Source organism: Nocardioides sp. Leaf374, assembly GCF_916862475.1.
GTDB classification, from domain to species: Bacteria; Actinomycetota; Actinomycetes; order Propionibacteriales; family Nocardioidaceae; genus Nocardioides; species Nocardioides kribbensis.
Map to the genome: position 1 here is coordinate 52,602 of NZ_CAKASO010000014.1, position 16,977 is coordinate 69,578.

Annotated in this window: 17 protein-coding genes; 7 read left to right on the forward strand and 10 right to left on the reverse strand. The window is 75.0% G+C overall.

Going from position 1 to position 16,977, the window contains the following annotated elements:
• The first annotated feature begins 29 nt into the window (after positions 1 to 29).
• Positions 30 to 1,046, forward strand: a complete 1,017-nt coding sequence (locus tag LPA27_RS08930; protein WP_056862098.1) for a DNA-directed RNA polymerase subunit alpha — start codon at positions 30 to 32, stop codon at positions 1,044 to 1,046.
• A gap of 105 nt (positions 1,047 to 1,151) precedes the next feature.
• On the forward strand, positions 1,152 to 1,733 hold the full coding sequence (gene rplQ / locus LPA27_RS08935; protein WP_056904801.1) for a 50S ribosomal protein L17: 582 nt from the start codon (positions 1,152 to 1,154) through the stop codon (positions 1,731 to 1,733).
• Positions 1,734 to 1,792: 59 nt separating this feature from the next.
• Here rplQ and LPA27_RS08940 read toward each other — a convergent pair whose 3' ends face one another.
• Both LPA27_RS08940 and LPA27_RS08945 read right to left on the reverse strand, forming a co-directional pair.
• Positions 1,793 to 2,770 carry a ketopantoate reductase family protein gene (locus LPA27_RS08940; RefSeq protein WP_056862100.1) on the reverse strand — a complete coding sequence of 326 codons (978 nt, stop codon included), beginning with the start codon at positions 2,768 to 2,770 and terminating at the stop codon, positions 1,793 to 1,795.
• 7 nt (positions 2,771 to 2,777) lie between these two features.
• On the reverse strand, positions 2,778 to 3,137 hold the full coding sequence (locus LPA27_RS08945) for a GntR family transcriptional regulator (RefSeq protein ID WP_056862101.1): 360 nt from the start codon (positions 3,135 to 3,137) through the stop codon (positions 2,778 to 2,780).
• 61 nt (positions 3,138 to 3,198) lie between these two features.
• Here LPA27_RS08945 and LPA27_RS08950 point away from each other — a divergent pair, with 61 nt between their 5' ends.
• Positions 3,199 to 4,098 (forward strand): PfkB family carbohydrate kinase, encoded by a 900-nt coding sequence (locus LPA27_RS08950; RefSeq protein WP_228942203.1) that lies wholly within the window; start codon positions 3,199 to 3,201, stop codon positions 4,096 to 4,098.
• Positions 4,099 to 4,116: 18 nt separating this feature from the next.
• Here the strand turns inward: LPA27_RS08950 and LPA27_RS08955 are convergent, their stop codons facing one another.
• Positions 4,117 to 5,811 carry an FAD-dependent oxidoreductase gene (locus LPA27_RS08955; RefSeq protein ID WP_228942204.1) on the reverse strand — a complete coding sequence of 565 codons (1,695 nt, stop codon included), beginning with the start codon at positions 5,809 to 5,811 and terminating at the stop codon, positions 4,117 to 4,119.
• A gap of 17 nt (positions 5,812 to 5,828) precedes the next feature.
• On the opposite strand from LPA27_RS08955, the gene LPA27_RS08960 reads away from it, so the two are divergent.
• The 3 genes from LPA27_RS08960 to LPA27_RS08970 are packed head-to-tail and all read left to right on the forward strand — an operon-like array spanning position 5,829 to position 8,036.
• Positions 5,829 to 6,581 carry a hypothetical protein gene (locus LPA27_RS08960; RefSeq protein WP_228942205.1) on the forward strand — a complete coding sequence of 251 codons (753 nt, stop codon included), beginning with the start codon at positions 5,829 to 5,831 and terminating at the stop codon, positions 6,579 to 6,581.
• 11 nt (positions 6,582 to 6,592) lie between these two features.
• A complete protein-coding gene (gene truA, locus LPA27_RS08965) occupies positions 6,593 to 7,423 on the forward strand; it encodes a tRNA pseudouridine(38-40) synthase TruA (RefSeq protein ID WP_056862104.1) in 831 nt (276 codons plus the stop codon).
• The gene (locus LPA27_RS08970; protein ID WP_228942206.1) at positions 7,416 to 8,036 is read left to right on the forward strand and encodes a class I SAM-dependent methyltransferase; all 621 of its coding nucleotides are present in this window, start codon (positions 7,416 to 7,418) and stop codon (positions 8,034 to 8,036) included. The genes truA and LPA27_RS08970 overlap by 8 nt, the downstream gene beginning before the upstream one ends.
• Before the next feature lie 104 nt (positions 8,037 to 8,140).
• Here LPA27_RS08970 and LPA27_RS08975 read toward each other — a convergent pair whose 3' ends face one another.
• The 5 genes from LPA27_RS08975 to LPA27_RS08995 are packed head-to-tail and all read right to left on the reverse strand — an operon-like array spanning position 8,141 to position 13,106.
• Positions 8,141 to 9,484 (reverse strand): ABC transporter substrate-binding protein, encoded by a 1,344-nt coding sequence (locus LPA27_RS08975; protein ID WP_056862106.1) that lies wholly within the window; start codon positions 9,482 to 9,484, stop codon positions 8,141 to 8,143.
• On the reverse strand, positions 9,481 to 10,632 hold the full coding sequence (locus LPA27_RS08980; protein ID WP_082499869.1) for a branched-chain amino acid ABC transporter permease: 1,152 nt from the start codon (positions 10,630 to 10,632) through the stop codon (positions 9,481 to 9,483). Before LPA27_RS08980 ends, LPA27_RS08975 begins: the two co-directional genes overlap by 4 nt.
• Entirely contained in the window at positions 10,632 to 11,510 is an 879-nt protein-coding gene (locus LPA27_RS08985) for a branched-chain amino acid ABC transporter permease (protein WP_056862107.1), read from the reverse strand. Before LPA27_RS08985 ends, LPA27_RS08980 begins: the two co-directional genes overlap by 1 nt.
• 26 nt (positions 11,511 to 11,536) lie before the next feature.
• A complete protein-coding gene (locus LPA27_RS08990) occupies positions 11,537 to 12,241 on the reverse strand; it encodes an ABC transporter ATP-binding protein (protein WP_056904796.1) in 705 nt (234 codons plus the stop codon).
• A 1-nt stretch (position 12,242) separates the two neighbouring features.
• A complete protein-coding gene (locus LPA27_RS08995) occupies positions 12,243 to 13,106 on the reverse strand; it encodes an ABC transporter ATP-binding protein (RefSeq protein WP_228942207.1) in 864 nt (287 codons plus the stop codon).
• A gap of 250 nt (positions 13,107 to 13,356) precedes the next feature.
• Here LPA27_RS08995 and LPA27_RS09000 point away from each other — a divergent pair, with 250 nt between their 5' ends.
• Positions 13,357 to 14,649 (forward strand): PucR family transcriptional regulator, encoded by a 1,293-nt coding sequence (locus tag LPA27_RS09000; RefSeq protein WP_228942208.1) that lies wholly within the window; start codon positions 13,357 to 13,359, stop codon positions 14,647 to 14,649.
• Positions 14,650 to 15,254: 605 nt separating this feature from the next.
• Here the strand turns inward: LPA27_RS09000 and LPA27_RS09005 are convergent.
• Entirely contained in the window at positions 15,255 to 15,953 is a 699-nt protein-coding gene (locus tag LPA27_RS09005) for a hypothetical protein (protein WP_228942209.1), read from the reverse strand.
• 81 nt (positions 15,954 to 16,034) lie between these two features.
• On the reverse strand, positions 16,035 to 16,973 hold the full coding sequence (locus LPA27_RS09010) for an alpha/beta hydrolase (protein WP_228942210.1): 939 nt from the start codon (positions 16,971 to 16,973) through the stop codon (positions 16,035 to 16,037).
• Positions 16,974 to 16,977: the final 4 nt, after the last annotated feature.

Genomic DNA, 16,977 nt, shown 5'->3' on the forward strand with positions numbered 1-16,977 from the left:
AGCGGGTGGGCCCGGAAAGGAAAACACCAGTGCTCATCGCACAGCGCCCCACCCTCTCGGAAGAGTCCGTCGACGAGTTCCGCTCGCGCTTCGTCATCGAGCCCCTCGAGCCCGGCTTCGGCTACACGCTCGGCAACTCGCTGCGCCGCACGCTGCTCAGCTCCATCCCCGGCGCCTCGGTCACCAGCATCAAGATCGACAACGTCCTGCACGAGTTCTCGACCATCGACGGCGTCCGCGAGGACGTCACCGAGCTGATCCTGAACCTCAAGGGCCTCGTGGTCTCCTCCGAGCACGACGAGCCGGTCACCATGTACCTGCGCAAGTCGGGTGCCGGTGACGTCACCGCGGCCGACATCGCGCCCCCGGCCGGTGTCGAGGTGCACAACCCCGACCTCAAGATCGCGACCCTGTCCGAGAAGGGCAAGATCGAGATGGAGCTCGTCGTCGAGCGCGGCCGCGGCTACGTCTCGGCCGTGCTGAACAAGGGCGCCGACAACGAGATCGGCCGCATGCCGGTCGACTCGATCTACAGCCCCGTGCTGAAGGTGACCTACAAGGTCGAGGCCACCCGCGTCGAGCAGCGCACCGACTTCGACAAGCTCGTCATCGACGTCGAGACCAAGCCCTCGATCCGTCCCCGCGACGCGATCGCCTCGGCCGGCAAGACCCTCGTCGAGCTCTTCGGCCTCGCCCGCGAGCTCAACGTCGAGGCCGAGGGCATCGACATCGGCCCCTCGCCGGTCGACGAGCAGCTCGCCGCCGACCTCGCCCTCCCGGTCGAGGACCTGCAGCTGACCGTGCGGTCCTACAACTGCCTCAAGCGCGAGGGCATCCACACCGTGGGTGAGCTCATCAGCCGCTCCGAGCAGGACCTGCTCGACATCCGCAACTTCGGCGCGAAGTCGATCGACGAGGTCAAGGCCAAGCTGGTCGAGATGGGCCTGTCCCTCAAGGACAGCGCCCCCGGCTTCGACCCCCACGCCGCTCTCGCCGCCTACGGCGAGGACGACGACGACGCCTTCGTCGAGGACGAGCAGTACTGAGTCCCAGCACCACCCCGCACCACCCGCAGCACCCAGCCCTGACCGGCACCGCGCCGGTCGACTACCCGGGTACCTGGTACGGCCCGGGAGAAATGAGAGAGAGCCATGCCCAAGCCCAAGAAGGGTCCCCGCCTCGGCGGTAGCCCGGCCCACCAGCGCCTCATCCTGGCCAACCTCGCGACCGCGCTCTTCGAGCACGGCCGGATCACCACCACCGAGTCGCGGGCGCGCACGCTGCGTCCCTACGCGGAGAAGCTGATCACGAAGGCCAAGAAGGGCGACCTGCACAACCGCCGCGAGGTCCTCAAGACCATCCGCGACAAGGGCGTCGTGCACGTGCTCTTCACCGAGATCGCCCCGACCATGTCGGAGCGTCCCGGTGGCTACACCCGCATCACCAAGCTCGGCCCCCGCAAGGGCGACAACGCCCCCATGGCCGTCATCGAGCTGGTGACCGAGGCCTACACCCCCTCGGCTCCCCGCACCGCCGCTCCGGCTGCCGCCGCCCCGGCCGCGCCCGCCGAGGAGGCTCCCGCCGAGGAGACCACCAGCGACGAGACCGCCACCGACGAGGCGCCCGTCGAGATGACCGACGAGGCCTCGCCCGAGGGCAGCGTCGTCGCCGAGGAGCAGGCCGCCGAGGCCGACTCCGACGAGGGTGACAGCAAGGACGAGACCAAGGCCTGAGCCTGGTCCTCACCGCACCGAGGCCCGCCACCCCGCTGGGGTGGCGGGCCTCGTGCCGTTCACGGCCTCACCGGCAGCCGGGCGAGCAGCCCGGCCGCGTCCAGGGTGCCCGGTGCGGCACGGGTGCGCGCCGCGGCGGCCGTCGCCTCCTGGACCAGCGCGTTGGCGGGGGTCGCGACCCCGTGCAGGCGCCCCAGCAGCACGATCTCGCCGTTGAGGTAGTCGACCTCGCTGCTGCCGGCCCCGCGGGCCAGGCTCTGCCAGGTGGAGCTGCCCGCCTCGTCGCGTCGCGCCAGCGGGCGCAGCAGGTCGCCGCGCCGCTCCCGGTCGGCCACCTCGGTCACCACGTCGACCCCGGCCGCGGCCAGCACCACCTCGCCCTCGGCGCGGACGCGGCGCACGAGCTCCTCGGCGGCGGGGGAGTCGGCGCAGGTGGCGTCGACGCCGTTGCCGAGGTTGAGCAGCAGCTTGCGGTGCTTCCAGGCCATCACGTCCTCGCGCACGACGCTGTCGAAGCCCGCGGCGCGGTAGGCGGCGCCCACCGCGTGGTCGACCTCGTCGGAGCCGACGGGGCAGCGGCCCACGTCGAGCAGGCCGGGTCGGCCCAGCGAGTGCAGCACGACCTCGCCGGGGCGCAGGTGGCTGGCCGGCATCATCACGCAGACGCCGTGCACCGCGGGCATGCGCCGCAGGGCGGCGCGCTCGTTGGCCACGCCGTTCTGCAGGCACACCAGCGGCGTGGTGGCCGGGGCGTGGGCGAGCAGGGCGTCGAGGGCGTCGGCGCTCTGGTGGGACTTCACGGCCAGGTGGACCACGGCGTCGGCGTCCCAGGCGACCTCGCCGGGCCCGCCGACGACGGGCACGTCGACCCGGCGCACGTCGTCGCCGACGGCCAGGGACAGCCCCCGGGCGCGCAGGGCCTCCAGGTGGGCACCCCGGGCGACGAGGGTGACCCGGGCGCCGGACTCGTGGAGGAGCGCGGCCACGGCGCCGCCGATCGCCCCGGCGCCGACCACGACGTGGTGGAGCCGGCTCACCGGCCGCTCACCCGCGCCAGGCCTGCTCGACGAGCCGGGTCGCCTCGGCCAGGGAGAGGCCGAGGCGCCGCGCGGACTCGACGTACGCCGCCGCGGCGGCGCCGGCCGCCGGACCGGACGCGGCGGCGCCCGCGGTGACCGAGGTGCCGCGGCGTCCCTCGGTCACGACCACGCCGTCGGCCTCGAGCTCGCGGTAGGCGCGCGCCACGGTGCCGGCGGCGACGCCGAGCTCGGCGGCCAGGGCGCGCACGGTCGGCAGCCGGGTGCCGGCGGGCAGGTCGCCGGAGGCGGCTCGGCGGGCGATCTGGGTGCGCAGCTGCTCGAAGGGCGCCTCGCCGGAGGCGGGGTCGAGCGGGTGGACGGTCATGGGCTGCACGCTAGTGCCCGGCGCGGGCCGCGGTCGGGCCCGGCGTGGTAGAAGCATGCCTATGGATGCACAGGTGCTGGTGGTGGGGGAGTCGCTGGTCGACGTGGTGCACCGCGCGAGCGGGGAGCGGGTCGAGTACGCCGGGGGCAGCGCGGCCAACGTCGCGGTCGCGCTGGCCCGGCTGGGGCGCCCGGTGCGCTTCGCGACGGCCTTCGCCGACGACCACCACGGGTCCATGGTGCGCGACTACCTCGAGGCCGCCGGGGTGCGGCTGGCCTGCGACCCGGCGGCGATCGACCGCACGGCGACCGCGGCGGCGACGATCGGCGCCGACGGGGCGGCGTCCTACGAGTTCGACCTCGACTGGCGGCTGCTGCCCGTGGAGCGTGAACCGGCGCCGGTGGCCGTGCACACCTGCTCGCTGGGCGCCGTGCTGGCCCCGGGGGCCGAGGACGTGCTGACCCTGCTGGAGGAGCTGCGCGGCGCCGCCACGGTGACCTACGACGTCAACGCCCGGCCCGCGATCACCGGCACCGGGCCCGACGTGGTGGCGCGCGTGGAGCGGGTGGCCCGGCTCGCCGACCTGGTGCGGGCCAGCGACGAGGACCTCGAGGCGCTGTGGCCCGAGCTCGACCTCGCCGAGGCCGTCGCGCACCTGCGGGGTCTCGGCGCGGCCGTGGTCGTGGTGACGCGCGGCGCCGACGGTGCGTCGTGGACCTCGGCCCAGGGCGAGGTCGTGGTCGCCTCGCGACGCGTCGAGGTGGCCGACACCATCGGCGCGGGCGACACCTTCGGCGCGGCGCTGGTCGACGCCCTCGCCGAGCGGGGGCTGCTCGGGGGCCGGCTCGGGCCGATCGGCGACGACGTGGTGGTCGAGGTGCTCGAGCACGCGGCGCGGGCGGCGGCGATCACCGTCTCGCGTCCCGGCGCCGACCCGCCGTGGCGCCACGAGATGGCCTGACGCCCCGGCGCCCGCACGTCAGCGCCCGGCCAGCCACCGGTGGACCAGCGGCACCACCGAGGCGCCCTCGCCGCTGGCGGCGGCGACCCGCTTCATCGAGCCCGAGCGGATGTCGCCGGCCGCGAAGACGCCCGGCAGCGTCGTGGCGAGGTCGGCGGGCGGCAGGCCGTCGGTCCAGCGCTCGCGGGGCACGTCGCGCCCGGTGAGCACGAAGCCCTGCGCGTCGCGCTCGACCTCCGCCGGCAGCCACTCGCAGTGCGGCTCGGCGCCCAGCAGCAGGAACAGCCCGCCGGCGGCGACCTCCTCGCGGGCGCCGCTGCGGGTGTCCTCGAGCACGAGGCGCTCCAGCCGGCCCGCGCCGCCGCCGTCGACGACGGCCGTGCAGGTGCGCACCGCGATGCGCGGGTTGTGGTCGATCTCGCCGACGAGGTACTGCGACATGGTCTCGGCCAGCGAGGGCCGGCGCACCAGCACGGTCACCGAGCGGGCGAAGCGCGACAGGTGCACCGCGGCCTGGCCGGCGGAGTTGCCGCCGCCCACGACGTAGACGTCCTGGCCCTCCATCTCGCGGGCCGCGGTGAGCGCGGCGCCGTAGTGGACGCCGCGTCCCACGAGCTCCTCCAGCGGCTCGACGCGCAGCTTGCGGTAGGCCACGCCGGTCGAGACGACGACCGCGCGGGCCCTGACCTCGCCGGCCTCCGTGCGCACGACGTGCGGCTCCCCGTCGACGCCGGGCAGGAGCGCCTCGACCGACCAGCCGGTGAAGAACTGCGTGCCGAAGCGCAGGGCCTGGTTGCGGGCGCGCTGGGAGAGCCGCATGCCCGAGATGCCGCGGGGGAAGCCCAGGTAGTTGCGGATCATCGAGCTGGTGCCGGCCTGGCCGCCGATCGCCTCGGCCTCGAGCACGACGGTGGAGAGCCCCTCGGAGGCGGCGTAGACGGCCGCGCCCAGGCCCGCCGGCCCGGCCCCGACCACGACCAGGTCGACGACCTCGTACACGGCGACGTCGCCGGGGGCGCCGTAGACCGAGAGCGCGACGTCGCGCACGCTGCGCGCCTCGACCACCTCGCGGTTCAGCGCGTGGACCAGCGGGTACGCCGCGTCCGGCCGGGCCAGCGCCCGCACGTGCCGGCCGCCCTTGCTGTCGGGGTGGTGGACCCGGCTGGGCATGCCCATCCGGTCGAGGTAGTCGCGGATGGCCAGCGTGAGGCCGTCCTGCTCCGGCGCGACGATCGTGACCGAGACGACCTCGGGGTCGGCGACCGTGGAGCCCCAGTCGGAGAGCAGGTCGGTGACGGCGTGGTGGAACTCCTCGTCGCGGGTGCCGCGCGGCATCAGCAGGTAGGCGTCGTACTTGCCGGCCGCCATGCCCGCGCGCAGCGGGGGGCCGTCGGGGATGAAGCGCTCCCAGTGGGCGGCGATCATCCGCCGGGCGGTCGGCACCACGGTGCGCCAGCGCCCGAAGGCCTCGAGCACGTGGCAGTCGGGCAGCACCGACTCGGTGACGAAGAGGGCGACCGTGCCGCCCTCGGTGCGCACCCGGGCGGCGACCTCCTCGGCCTCGGCGCACGAGGTGGCCGTGCGCAGGTCGTACTCGCGCTCGTAGCGCCCGAAGTGCTCGCGCAGCTCGTCGGCGCGGGTCTCGGAGACCAGCACGATGGTGGGGGCGGTGGGGTGCTGCAGGGGCACCACGGTGGCCGGGTCGTCGCTCACGCCCCGAGCCTAGGCGGGTGAACCGGACCCGGGGCAGCGCGTGGTGGGGTGGCCCGATGGTGCTCTACGCCGCCGACCCGGCCCGCCGCTCGTGGCAGCTGCTCCTCGACCTCCTCGTGGTGCTGTGGGTGGTGCTGGCCGTCTGGGCCGGCACCCAGGTCACCGACGCCCTCGGCGGGGTGGCCGACCAGGTGCGCCAGGTCGACGACGCGGGGACCAGCCTGGCCGACAACCTCACCGGCGCCGGAGACACCCTCGACGGCACCCCGGTCGTGGGCGACGAGGTCGCCGCCCCCTTCGACCGGGCCGCCGAGGCCTCCGCGGGCATCGCGCAGGCCGGCGCCGACGGCGCCGACGCCGTCGACCGCGTGGCCTTCTGGTCGGGGGTGGTCACCGCCCTGCTGCTGGTGCTGGTCGCGCTGCCGTGGTGGCTGCCCGGGCGGGTGCGCTTCGTGCTCACCGCGACCCTGGCGCGGCGCTACCTGCGCGCCGGCGGCGACCCCGACCTCTACGCCGTGCGGGCGCTCGCCCGCCAGCCCGTGCGCGTCCTGGCCCGCGTGCCCGACGCAGCCGCCGGCTGGCGGCGCGGCGACCCCGCGACCGTGGCCGCCCTGGCCACCCTCGAGCTGCGCGCGGCCGGGCTCGCGGGCGTCGCGCCGGACGACGTGCCCGCCGACGCGCCTGCCGCCGCCGCCGCCACCGCCCCGGCCGCGCGACCCGCACCGCCGCGCACGCCGGGCGGCCCGCCGCCCGGCCCGCCCGGGCCCTAGGATCGTCCACCGTGCGCCTGCGGATCGATCTCGCCTACGACGGCACCGGCTTCCACGGGTGGGCGGCGCAGCCGACGCTGCGCACCGTGCAGGGCGACGTCGAGGCGGCGCTGGCCACGGCGCTGCGCAGCGAGCGGGTGCCGGTGGTCTGCGCCGGGCGCACCGACACCGGTGTCCACGCCCGCGGCCAGGTGCTGCACCTCGACGTCGACCCCGCGGTGCTCGCGGCCTCGGCCGGGCGCGCGACCGAGCCGCCGCTGGAGGCGCTGGCCCGTCGCCTCAACGGCATCCTCGCCGCCGACGTGCGGGTGCACCGCGTGAGCGAGGCCCCGCCGGGCTTCGACGCCCGCTTCGGGGCCACCTGGCGCCGCTACGCCTACCGCGTGGCCGACCGACCCGACCTCGTCGACCCGCTCGCGCGGCTGCACGTGCTGGCCTGGTCGCGCCCCCTGGACCTGGCGTCCATGCAGACCGCCGCCGACGACCTGGTCGGGCAGCACGACTTCGCCTCCTTCTGCCGCCGCCGCGAGGGGGCCACCACCATCCGCACGCTGCTGGAGCTCGCGTGGTCGCGCGACGCCGACGGTCTCGCGGTGGCCACCGTGCGCGCCGACGCCTTCTGCCACTCCATGGTGCGCTCGCTGGTCGGCTGCCTGCTCGCCGTCGGCGACGGCCGCCGTCCCACGACGTGGCCCGCCGAGGTGCTGGCCGCCGGCGTCCGCTCGCCCGCGGTGGCCGTGGCCCACGCCCACGGTCTCACGCTCGAGGAGGTCGCCTACGCCGAGGACGACCAGCTCGCCGCCCGCGCCGAGCAGACCCGCGCCAGGAGGACCTGTGACTGACCAGCCCGAGGACCGCTCCGAGGACCACTACTTCACCGCCGACCCCTCGGTGCCCTTCACCCGCGCCGCCGTCGCGGCGCACGTGTGGGGCCACGACCTCGAGCTCGTCTCCGGGTCGGGCGTCTTCGCCCGCGGCCGGGTCGACGTCGGCACCTCGGTGCTCTTCCGCGAGACCGAGCCGCCGTCGGCCGGGCGGGTGCTCGACCTGGGCTGCGGCTACGGCGTCATCGGGCTGGCCGTGGCCGTCGCCGTGCCCGGCGCCGAGGTCACCGCCGTCGACGTCAACGAGCGCGCGGTGCTGCTGGCGGGGGAGAACGCCGCGGCGCTCGGCGTCGCGGACCGCTTCACCGCGCTCACGCCCGACGCGGTGGCCGAGGGCGCGACGTACGACGAGATCTGGTCGAACCCGCCCATCCGCATCGGCAAGGCCGCGCTCCACGAGCTGCTCCTCACCTGGCTGCCGCGCCTGGCGCCGGGCGGGCGCGCGGTGATGGTGGTGGGCAAGAACCTCGGCGCCGACTCGTTGCAGCGCTGGCTGGGCGAGCAGGGCTGGCCCACCGAGCGGCTGGCCAGCGCCAAGGGCTTCCGCGTGCTGGAGACGCGGCGGGGCTGAGGCCCGGCCGAGGACGGACGCAGACGGGCCGCCCGCCCCCGGAGGGACGGACGGCCCGTGCCGTGCGGCTCGGCGTGCTGTGCGGCTCAGGTGGTGCGGCCGGCTCAGGGCGCCTCGGGGATGCCGGACTCCGGCGGGGCGTCGTCGGCCTGGCCGGAGCTGTCCTCCTCGATCGGGGCGTCGCCGATGTCGGTGACCAGCACCGGGGTGATCGGGTCGCTGGCGCCGCCGTTGAGCTCGACCAGCTGCACGCCGGAGATGCCGAGGTGGCTGTCGGCGGAGTAGCGGAAGGGCGCCAGCTGCGGGCCCTCCAGCGACTCGCCGGACTCCTCGAGGGCCTCGACGAGGCCGTCGCGGGTGAGGTCCTCGCCGGCCGCGGCCAGGGTCTGCACGAAGGCGTAGGCGCTGGACATGCCGTAGATGCGGAAGTTGCTCAGCTCGCCCTCCTCGCCCTCCTGGTCCCAGACCTTCTGCCACAGCTGGGTCCACGGGTTGTCGGTGTCCTCGACGCCGGGGATGTACTCCGAGGTCAGGATCCCGTCGAGGGAGGAGTTGTCGCCCTCGACCGCGCCCTCGGAGAAGCGCGAGAGCAGGGAGCCGACGAGCTCGGGGTCGGAGCCGATGTTGGAGTAGAACCACTGCGGCTCGTAGCCCAGCCGCAGCGCCACGAGCTGGCTCAGCGCGGTGTAGGACGGGGTGTTGAAGGACAGCACGAGGTCGGCGTCGGCCGACTGGAGCGCGGCGATCTGCGGGCCCACGTCGGTGTTGCCGGAGGTGTAGCGCTGCACCTCGACGATCTGCTCGTCGAGGAACTGGCGCACCCCGACCTCGGCGTCGGCGCCCAGGTCGTCGTCCTGGAGGAAGAGACCGACCTTGGCGTCGGGCATGTTCTCGGCGACGTACTGGCCGATGATCTTGCCCTCGATCTCGTAGTCGGGCTGCCAGCCGAAGGTGTAGGGCCGGTTCTCGACGTCGTCGCCCCACTGCAGCGAGCCCGAGGAGACGAACATGTCGGGCACGCCCTCGTCGTTGAGGAAGTCCACGACCGCGCTGTGGGTCGGGGTGCCGAGGCCGCCGACCATCGCGAAGATCTCGTCCTGGAGCACCAGCTCGTTGGTGACGGTGCTGGTGTTGGTGGGGTTGTAGCCGTCGTCGCGCACGATGTAGTCGATCTGGCGGCCGTTGATGCCGCCGGCGGCGTTGACGTAGTCGAAGTACGCCGCGGCGCCCAGCGGGATCTCGCTGTAGCCCGGGGCCGCGACCCCGGTCAGCGGGAAGTGCGCGCCGATGGTGATGGTGTCGTCGGTGACGCCGATGTCGGTCGACCCGCCGCTGTCACCTCCGCCCCCGTCGGACTCGCGGTCGCCGCCGGCGCCGCACGCTGCGAGCAGCGTGGAGGCGGCGACCAGTCCGGCCAGCGGGCCGATGAGCCTGGCTCGTCTTGTCATGTGGGTGTTCCCTTCGAGGAGGTGGGGACGGTGCTGCGGGTGGGGGAGTCGGGGGTGCCGGTCGTGCCGGTGGTGCTGGCCGCGACCGGCGCCGGGGCAAGGGCGACCCGGGCCTGGCGGCGGATGCGCCAGGCGCGGAAGGAGCCGGCGATGCCGGCCGGGGCGAGCAGGATGACCGCGATCATGACCAGGCCGTAGACGAGTGGCGCCAGCTCGGCGGCCCGCAGGTCGCTGAGGCCGGCGTCGCTGCCGACGCTGGTGACGAAGGGCGGCAGGAAGGTCAGCAGCGCCGCTCCGACCAGGGCGCCGCCCAGGCTGCCCAGACCGCCCAGGACCACCGCGGTGAGCAGGGTGAGGCTGAGGGTGAGCGTGAAGCCGCTGGGCGCGGCCAGCCGCACGGTGAAGGCCAGCATGGCGCCGGCCGCCCCCGCCGCGGCGGCGCTGACCATGAAGGCCGAGACCCGCGAGCGGCCCAGCCGGATGCCGGCCAGCTCCGCGGAGACCTCGCCGTCGCGCACGGCGCGCCACCGGCGGCCGACCCGGCCGCGGGAGAGGTTGGCCAGCAGCACGTAGGTGATCGCGAGGGTGGTCCACGCCATGAGGGCGACCCAGCCGCTGCGGGTCATCTCGGTGCCGGTGAGGAGGTACTCCGCGTCCAGCGCCCAGACCGGCACGTCGGGCATCGAGACCCGCAGGCCCTGCTCCCCGCCGAGGGTCTCGCCGAAGTAGAGCGCGATGCCGGGCACGGCGACGGCCAGGGCCAGGGTGGCGCCGGCGAGGTAGGGGCCGTGGAGACGGGCGGCGGCCGCGCCGACCGCCGTACCGACCGCGAGCGTGACGAGCACCGACACCAGCACCACCAGCGGCAGCGGCGTCGAGGCGTCGCGGTCGGGCAGCATGAGGGCCGCGGTGTAGGCCCCGATCGCCATGAGCGCCCCGTGGCCCAGCGAGATCTGGCCGTTGAGGCCGGTGAGGATGGTCAGCCCGCCCGCGGCGATGCCGAGGTAGGCCATCGAGGAGAGCTGGATGGCCCGGAAGTCGTTGACCGTCTCGAGCAGCAGCAGGACGACCAGCAGGCCGACGAGCGCGACGAGGACGTGGCGACCCAGGACGGAGTCGCGCCAGAGGCGCTGCAGCTTCGCGGGCATCAGACGCGCCTCTCCGCGGCCTGGGAGAACAGGCCCCCGGGTCGCAGGGTCAGGACCAGCATGAGGATGCCCAGGGCGGCCAGGGCGACGAGCTCGGAGCCGACGTAGCCGCTGACGAAGCTGAGCGAGACGCCGAGGGTCAGGCCCCCGACCACCGCGCCGATGGGGCTCTCCAGGCCGCCGAGCACGGCGGCCACGAAGCCGTAGACGACGACGGAGTCCATGTAGCCCGGGTGGACCAGGCTGCCGCCGGCGATGAGGATGCCGGCCAGGGAGCCGACCAGCGCCGCCAGGGCCCAGCCGAGGGTGAGCATGCGCCCGACCCTGACGCCCAGCAGGCGGGCGACCTCCTGGTTGTAGGCCGCGGCCCGCATGCGCAGGCCCACGTCGGTGAAGCGGAAGAGCGCCACCAGCAGCGCCATCACCACCACGACCGCGCCGATGGTGAAGACCCCGAAGCCGGTCAGCGCGATGGTGCTGCCGCCGACCTCGAAGCCGCGGATCCCGAACGGCGCGGGGAAGGAGCGGTAGGCGTTGCCGAACACCACGGCCGCGAGGGCGTGGAGCACGATGAAGAGGCCCAGGGTGAGGATGACGGCGTTGATCTCGGGCTTGTCCTCGACCGGGCGGATCAGCACCCGCTCGACGACCGCGCCGAGCACGAGGCCCGCGAGCAGGGCGGCGGCGAAGCCGATCCAGTAGGAGTAGCCGGCGTCGATGAGGGTGAGGGCGATGAAGGTGGTCACCATCGCCATCGGCGCCTGGGCGAAGTTCACGATCCGAGTGGAGCGGAAGATCAGCACGAGGGCCAGCGCGAACGCGGCGTAGACCATGCCGAGGGTCAGACCGCCGAGGGCGGTGTTCAGCAGCTGCTGCACGAGGTCTCTCCTTCTCGTCGCACGGGTCAGAACCCGAGGTAGGCGTGTCGGAGCTGGTCGTCGGCCGCCAGTGTGGCCGCGTCGTCGTCGGCCACCACACGGCCGAGGTTGAGCACGACGCCGTGGTCGGCGACCGACAGGGCGCTGCGGGCGTTCTGCTCCACGAGCAGCACGCTCAGCCCGTCGGTCTGCACGAGCCCGCGCAGCAGGTCGAAGATCTGGGCGACGATGCGCGGGGCCAGGCCGAGGGAGGGCTCGTCGAGCAGAAGCATCCGGGGCCCGGCCATCAGCGCGCGGCCGATGACGAGCATCTGCCGCTCCCCGCCCGAGAGCGTGTGGGCCAGCGCCGCCCGACGGTCGCCGAGGATGGCGAAGAGGTCGTAGACGCGGTCGAGGTCGGCGGGCTGCACGCGGCGCCCGCGCCCCAGGCCCCCGAGGCGGAGGTTCTCCTCGATGGTCAGCTCGGTGATCACGCCGCGGCCCTCGGGCACGTGGGCCATGCCGAGCCCGGGCATCCGGTCGGCCGCGACCTTGCCGAGTCGCCTGCCCTCGAGCTCGATGGTGCCGGAGTCGGCGCGCTGCAGGCCCGAGACCGTGCGCAGCAGCGTGGTCTTGCCGGCGCCGTTGGCCCCGAGGACGGCGGTGATCTCGCCCTCGCGGGCGGTGAAGGAGACCTGCTGCAGCGCCTTGACGGGGCCGTAGCTGGTCGACAGCTCGTGAAGGGTCAGCACGTCAGCGACCTCCCTCGGGCGTCGCGGGCAGGGCGCCGGGGGCGTCCTCGTCGCCGACGACCTCGCCGAGGTAGGCGGCCAGCACGGCGGGGTCGTCGCGGACCTCGGCCGGTGTGCCGTGGGCGATGACGCGGCCGAAGTCGAGCACCGTGATCTCGTCGCAGACCCGCATGACCAGGTCCATGTGGTGCTCCACGAGCATCACCGACATCCGGTCGGTCAGGCTGCGCACCAGGTCTCCGAGCTCGTCCATCTCGTCGGCGGACAGCCCGCTGGCGGGCTCGTCGAGGAGCAGCAGCGTCGGCTCGGCGGCCAGCGCCCGGGCGAGGGCGACCCGCTTGCGGACGGGGTAGGGCAGGCTGGGCGGGTAGCGGTCGGCGTACGCCGCGATGCCGAGCTCCTCGAGCACGGCGCGGGCCCGCTCGCGCAGCTCACGCTCCTCGCGGGCCGCCCGGGGCAGGGCGAGCAACGAGCCCAGGAACCCCACGCTCGCGTGGCGGTCGGCGCCGACGACGACGTTGTCGAGCACGCTCATCCGGTCGAAGAGGCCGAGGCCCTGCAGCGTGCGGGCCATGCCGAGGCCGGCCAGCTGGTGGGCGTGCAGGCGGCCCAGCTCGCGACCCTCCCGCACGATCGTGCCGGTGTCGGGGGTGACGAAGCCGCACGCGACGTTGAAGAGGGTCGTCTTGCCGGCGCCGTTGGGGCCGATGACCCCCAGCACCTGGTGCGGACGGACGGCGAGGCCCACGCCCGAGAGGGCCGTGACGCCGCCGAAGGTGACGGTCACGTCGCGCAGCTCGAGCACGGGGCCGGTGGCCGAGGCGGCCCCGGGGGACGGCGCAGCGGGGGAGGAGGTCGCGGACATCGCGCCCTTTCGTCGGGGGGTCGGCGGGGGTCGTCGCAGGTCGGTCGCGGGTCGGTCGCGCGCGGCGGGGTGGCGCCGCGGGAGGACGGTGTCGACCAGGTCGAGGGTGGGGCCCCGGTGTGACGGCCACCACTTTGGTCGCAGCGCACAGGAAGTGCACTAGGCGCGGAGCACAAAGATCCTTGGATCCAACGCAGTGATCGGGGTCAAGGGCTGGTCAAGATTGTGCGCGGAGTGCGAACGTCGTCCCGTGTCCTCCTCTGGGCGACCCGGCGCCTCCTCCGGGGCCGCCGAGCGGGCCCCCGGCCGCCGGTCGGCGTGGCCGGCCCCCGACCCGGTCGGCTTCGACCGCGCCACGACGGCCGACGTACGTCGGGCCTGGCGGCTGCTGGTGGACGACGCCGACCGCATCGCCGACCAGATCACGCTGACCCTGCTCGAGCGCGACGCCGAGGTCTACGACCGCGTGGGGCCCGACCTGCGTCTCGACGTGCGCGAGAGCACCCGGATGCACATCCGGCGAGGGCTGGAGATCCTCAGCGGCAGCGCGCAGCCGGGGGGCGAGGGTGCGCGCGACGTGTGGCGGGAGACCGGCCGGCGGCGCGCCCGCCAGGGGGTGCCCCTGGAGGTCGTGCTGAACGCCTACACGCTCGGTGCGCGGGTGCTGTGGCAGGCGCTCGTGGAGCGCTCCTCGACCGGCCCCGCCCACCTGCGGGTCGACGACGCCGTGCTCCTCCTCGCCGGGCGGGGGGTCTGGGCCGACCTGGACATCCAGAACGCCGTGCTCATCGACGCCTACCGCCGAGAGGCGCGCCGGCTCCAGCGCCAGGACCTCCAGCGCCAGCAGACCGTGCTCGACGCGCTGCTCGAGGGCCGCGGCGCCGATCCCGACTTCGCCGGGGAGGCGCTCGCGGTGCTGGGCATCCGTGGCGACGCCGACCTCGCCTGCGTGGTCGCGCTCCAGGACGGCTCGCTCGACGACGCCCTCACGCTGGCCGAGGACGGCCTCGAGCGGCTCGGGGTCACCGCGGTGTGGCACGTGCGCGCCGGGGCCCACTTCGGCCTGCTCGCCGGCCCCCTGCCCGACGAGCCCGGGCTGGCGCAGGTCTTCGCGCCGCACGCGGCCGGTCGAGTCGGCGTCGCCGGCTGCCCCGACGGGATCGCCGGCTTCGCCGCCGCCTACCAGCTCGCCACCCGCGCCGCCGAGACCCTCCCGCGCGGCCGGCCCCAGGTGGTCTCGGTCTCCGAGCGGCTCCCCGAGGTGCTGCTGGCGGGCAGCCCCCAGGTCGCGCCGCTGCTGCTGCGCGAGACCCTCGGCGACCTGCTGAACCAGCCCGAGGCCCAGCTCACGACCCTCGTCGACACCCTGCGCGCCCTGCTGCGCCACGACGGCTCCCCGACCCACGCCGCGGAGGAGCTCTTCTGCCACCGCAACACCGTCATCTACCGCCTCAAGCAGATCGAGGCGCTCACCGGCCGCCACCTCGCCAACCCCCGGGACAAGCTGATGCTCGAGCTCGCCCTGCTGGCCTACGACCGCTGACGACGTCGGTCCCCCCGGGTGCCCGAGCGGTCGGTCGAGGCCTCGGGCGACGGAGCGGCTGAGGCGGCGTGCGGTCTCGCCGGTGGTCCCGCCCTCGGTGGTGCGGCGGGTGACGTCGTCGCCCCGGGTGTCGTGGTCGTCGCGGATCCGAGACGACGTGGTGGTGCGCAGGGCGCGGTCGGTCTGCCGGTCGCCGTAGCGTGGCCCGCCCGGGGAGTGGCGGCGTACGACGGGTCGAGGGCCGCTGGAGGTGTCGTCTCCCGCCACTCCCGGTCGGTCGGTCGCCGCGAGCGCTGCCGACCCGTCACGCGCGGGCGCCTCGTGTCCTGGGGTGGGTCGCTGGGGGAGTGGCGGCGTACGACGGGTCGAGGGCCGCTGGCGGTGTCGTCTCCCGCCACTTCCGGTCGGTCGGTCGCCGCGCGCGCTGGCGACCCGTCACGCGGGGGCGCCTCGTGTTCCGGGGTGGGTCGCCCGGGGAGTGGCGGCGTACGACGGGTCGAGGGCCGCTCGAGGTGTCGTCTCCCGCCACTCCCGGTCGGTCGGTCACCGACGCCGACCCACGGGCCGGTCGCCGGGCGGCACCGACGGCTGGGTGGAGCGGCTGGTCAGGCGGCGGTGAGGGAGTCGACGACCAGGTCGGTGAGCTCGTCGCTGGTCGTCTCGGTGCCGGCGGTGACGGTGATGGTCACGAGCTGCCCGTCGACGTCGACGGCCAGGGCCTGCGAGCGCACCTGGCCGCCACCGGCCTCCAGGGTGTAGGCGACACGGAGGGCGTCGCCGGCACCGGTCTCGACGGCCTCGATCGAGGTGATGGTGGCGCCGATCTGCTTCAGCTCGGCCCGCGCGGCGGACTCGGTGGGGAGGGCCCCGGGGACGTGCACGACGTTGAGGTTGGTCAGGACACCCGCGTCACGCTCGCCGTCGCTGGTGACGATGAGGTCCATCTGGGCGAAGGTCTGCACGGCCTGCTCGGGGGTGACGCCGAGGCGCTCGGCGAGGTCCTGGACGACCGGGTCCTCGGTGGCGTCGTCGCCGGAGAAGGCCTCGGCCGCGTCGACCGTCACCCACGATCCGGGTACGTCGAAGGCGACCTGGTCGGTCGCGACCTCCTGCGTGTCGGTCTCGGTGTCGGTGTCGGGCTCCGAGGTCTCCGACGGCTCCGAGGCGGACGCCGAGGGCGACGACGCGGCGGAGGTCTCCGGGGAGCTCTCGGAGGGGCCGTCGGCCGAGTCGTCGGAGGAGCAGCCGGTGGCGACGAGGGCGAGGCACAGGGCAACGGGGGCGAGGAACGGGCGCAGGCGCATGGCGTGACGCTACCCGCCGGCGCTCACGCCTGGGCCGCTCCTCCCCGCTCGGACCGCACAGCTCTGCTCGGCCCTCCCTGGTCAGCGGTGCAGCAGCCCCCGGAAGAGCGCGAGCGACTCGTCCACCGCGGCCTGGGCCGCGGCGGAGTGGCGTCCCATGTCGACGAAGCCGTGGATGAGGCCGGGGAAGACGCGGTGCTCGACCGGCACGCCGGCCGCGGCCAGGGCCTCGGCGTAGGCGTTGCCGTCGTCGCGCAGCGGGTCGAACTCGGCGGTGACGACGACGGCGGGGGGCAGCCCCGCCTTGTCGCCGAGCATGGGGGAGAAGCGCGGCGACCCGACCACCTCGCCCCCGCCGGAGCCGACGTAGTGCGCCCCGAACCACAGCATGGTGGCCTGGTCGAGGAAGTAGCCCTCGGCGTTCTCGGTGGTGGAGGGGTAGCTGCCGGCCAGGTCGGTGGCGGGGTAGAAGAGCAGCTGCGCGTCGAGCGGGCGACCCTCGTCGCGCATCACCTGGGTGACGACCGCCGAGAGGTTGCCCCCGGCGGAGTCGCCAGTGACGGCCAGCACGTCGTTGCCGCCGAGGTCGGCGAGGTGCTCGGCGGCCCACCGGGTGGCGGCGACGGCGTCGTCGACGGCGGCCGGGAACGGGTGCTCCGGCGCCAGGCGGTAGTCGACGGAGACCACGACCGCGTGGCAGGCGTCGGCGACGCAGCGGGCGTAGAGGTCGTGGGTGTCGAGGTCGCCGACCACGAAGCCCCCTCCGTGCAGCAGCACCACGGTGGGGAGCGGGCCGTCGGCGGCCGGGCGGTAGACCCGGGCGGGCCGCGGGCCGTCACCGCCCGGGACCTCGACGTCCTCGACCCGCTCGACCTCCGGGAGCACCGCGGGGTCGCGCAGGTCGACGGCGAGGGTGCGGAAGCCGTGGCGCGCCTGCTCGGCGGTGCCCTCCGACATCGACGGCGCGCCGGAGTCGGCGAGGAACTGCAGCAGGGTGGCCAGCTGGGGGTCGAGCGGCACGGAG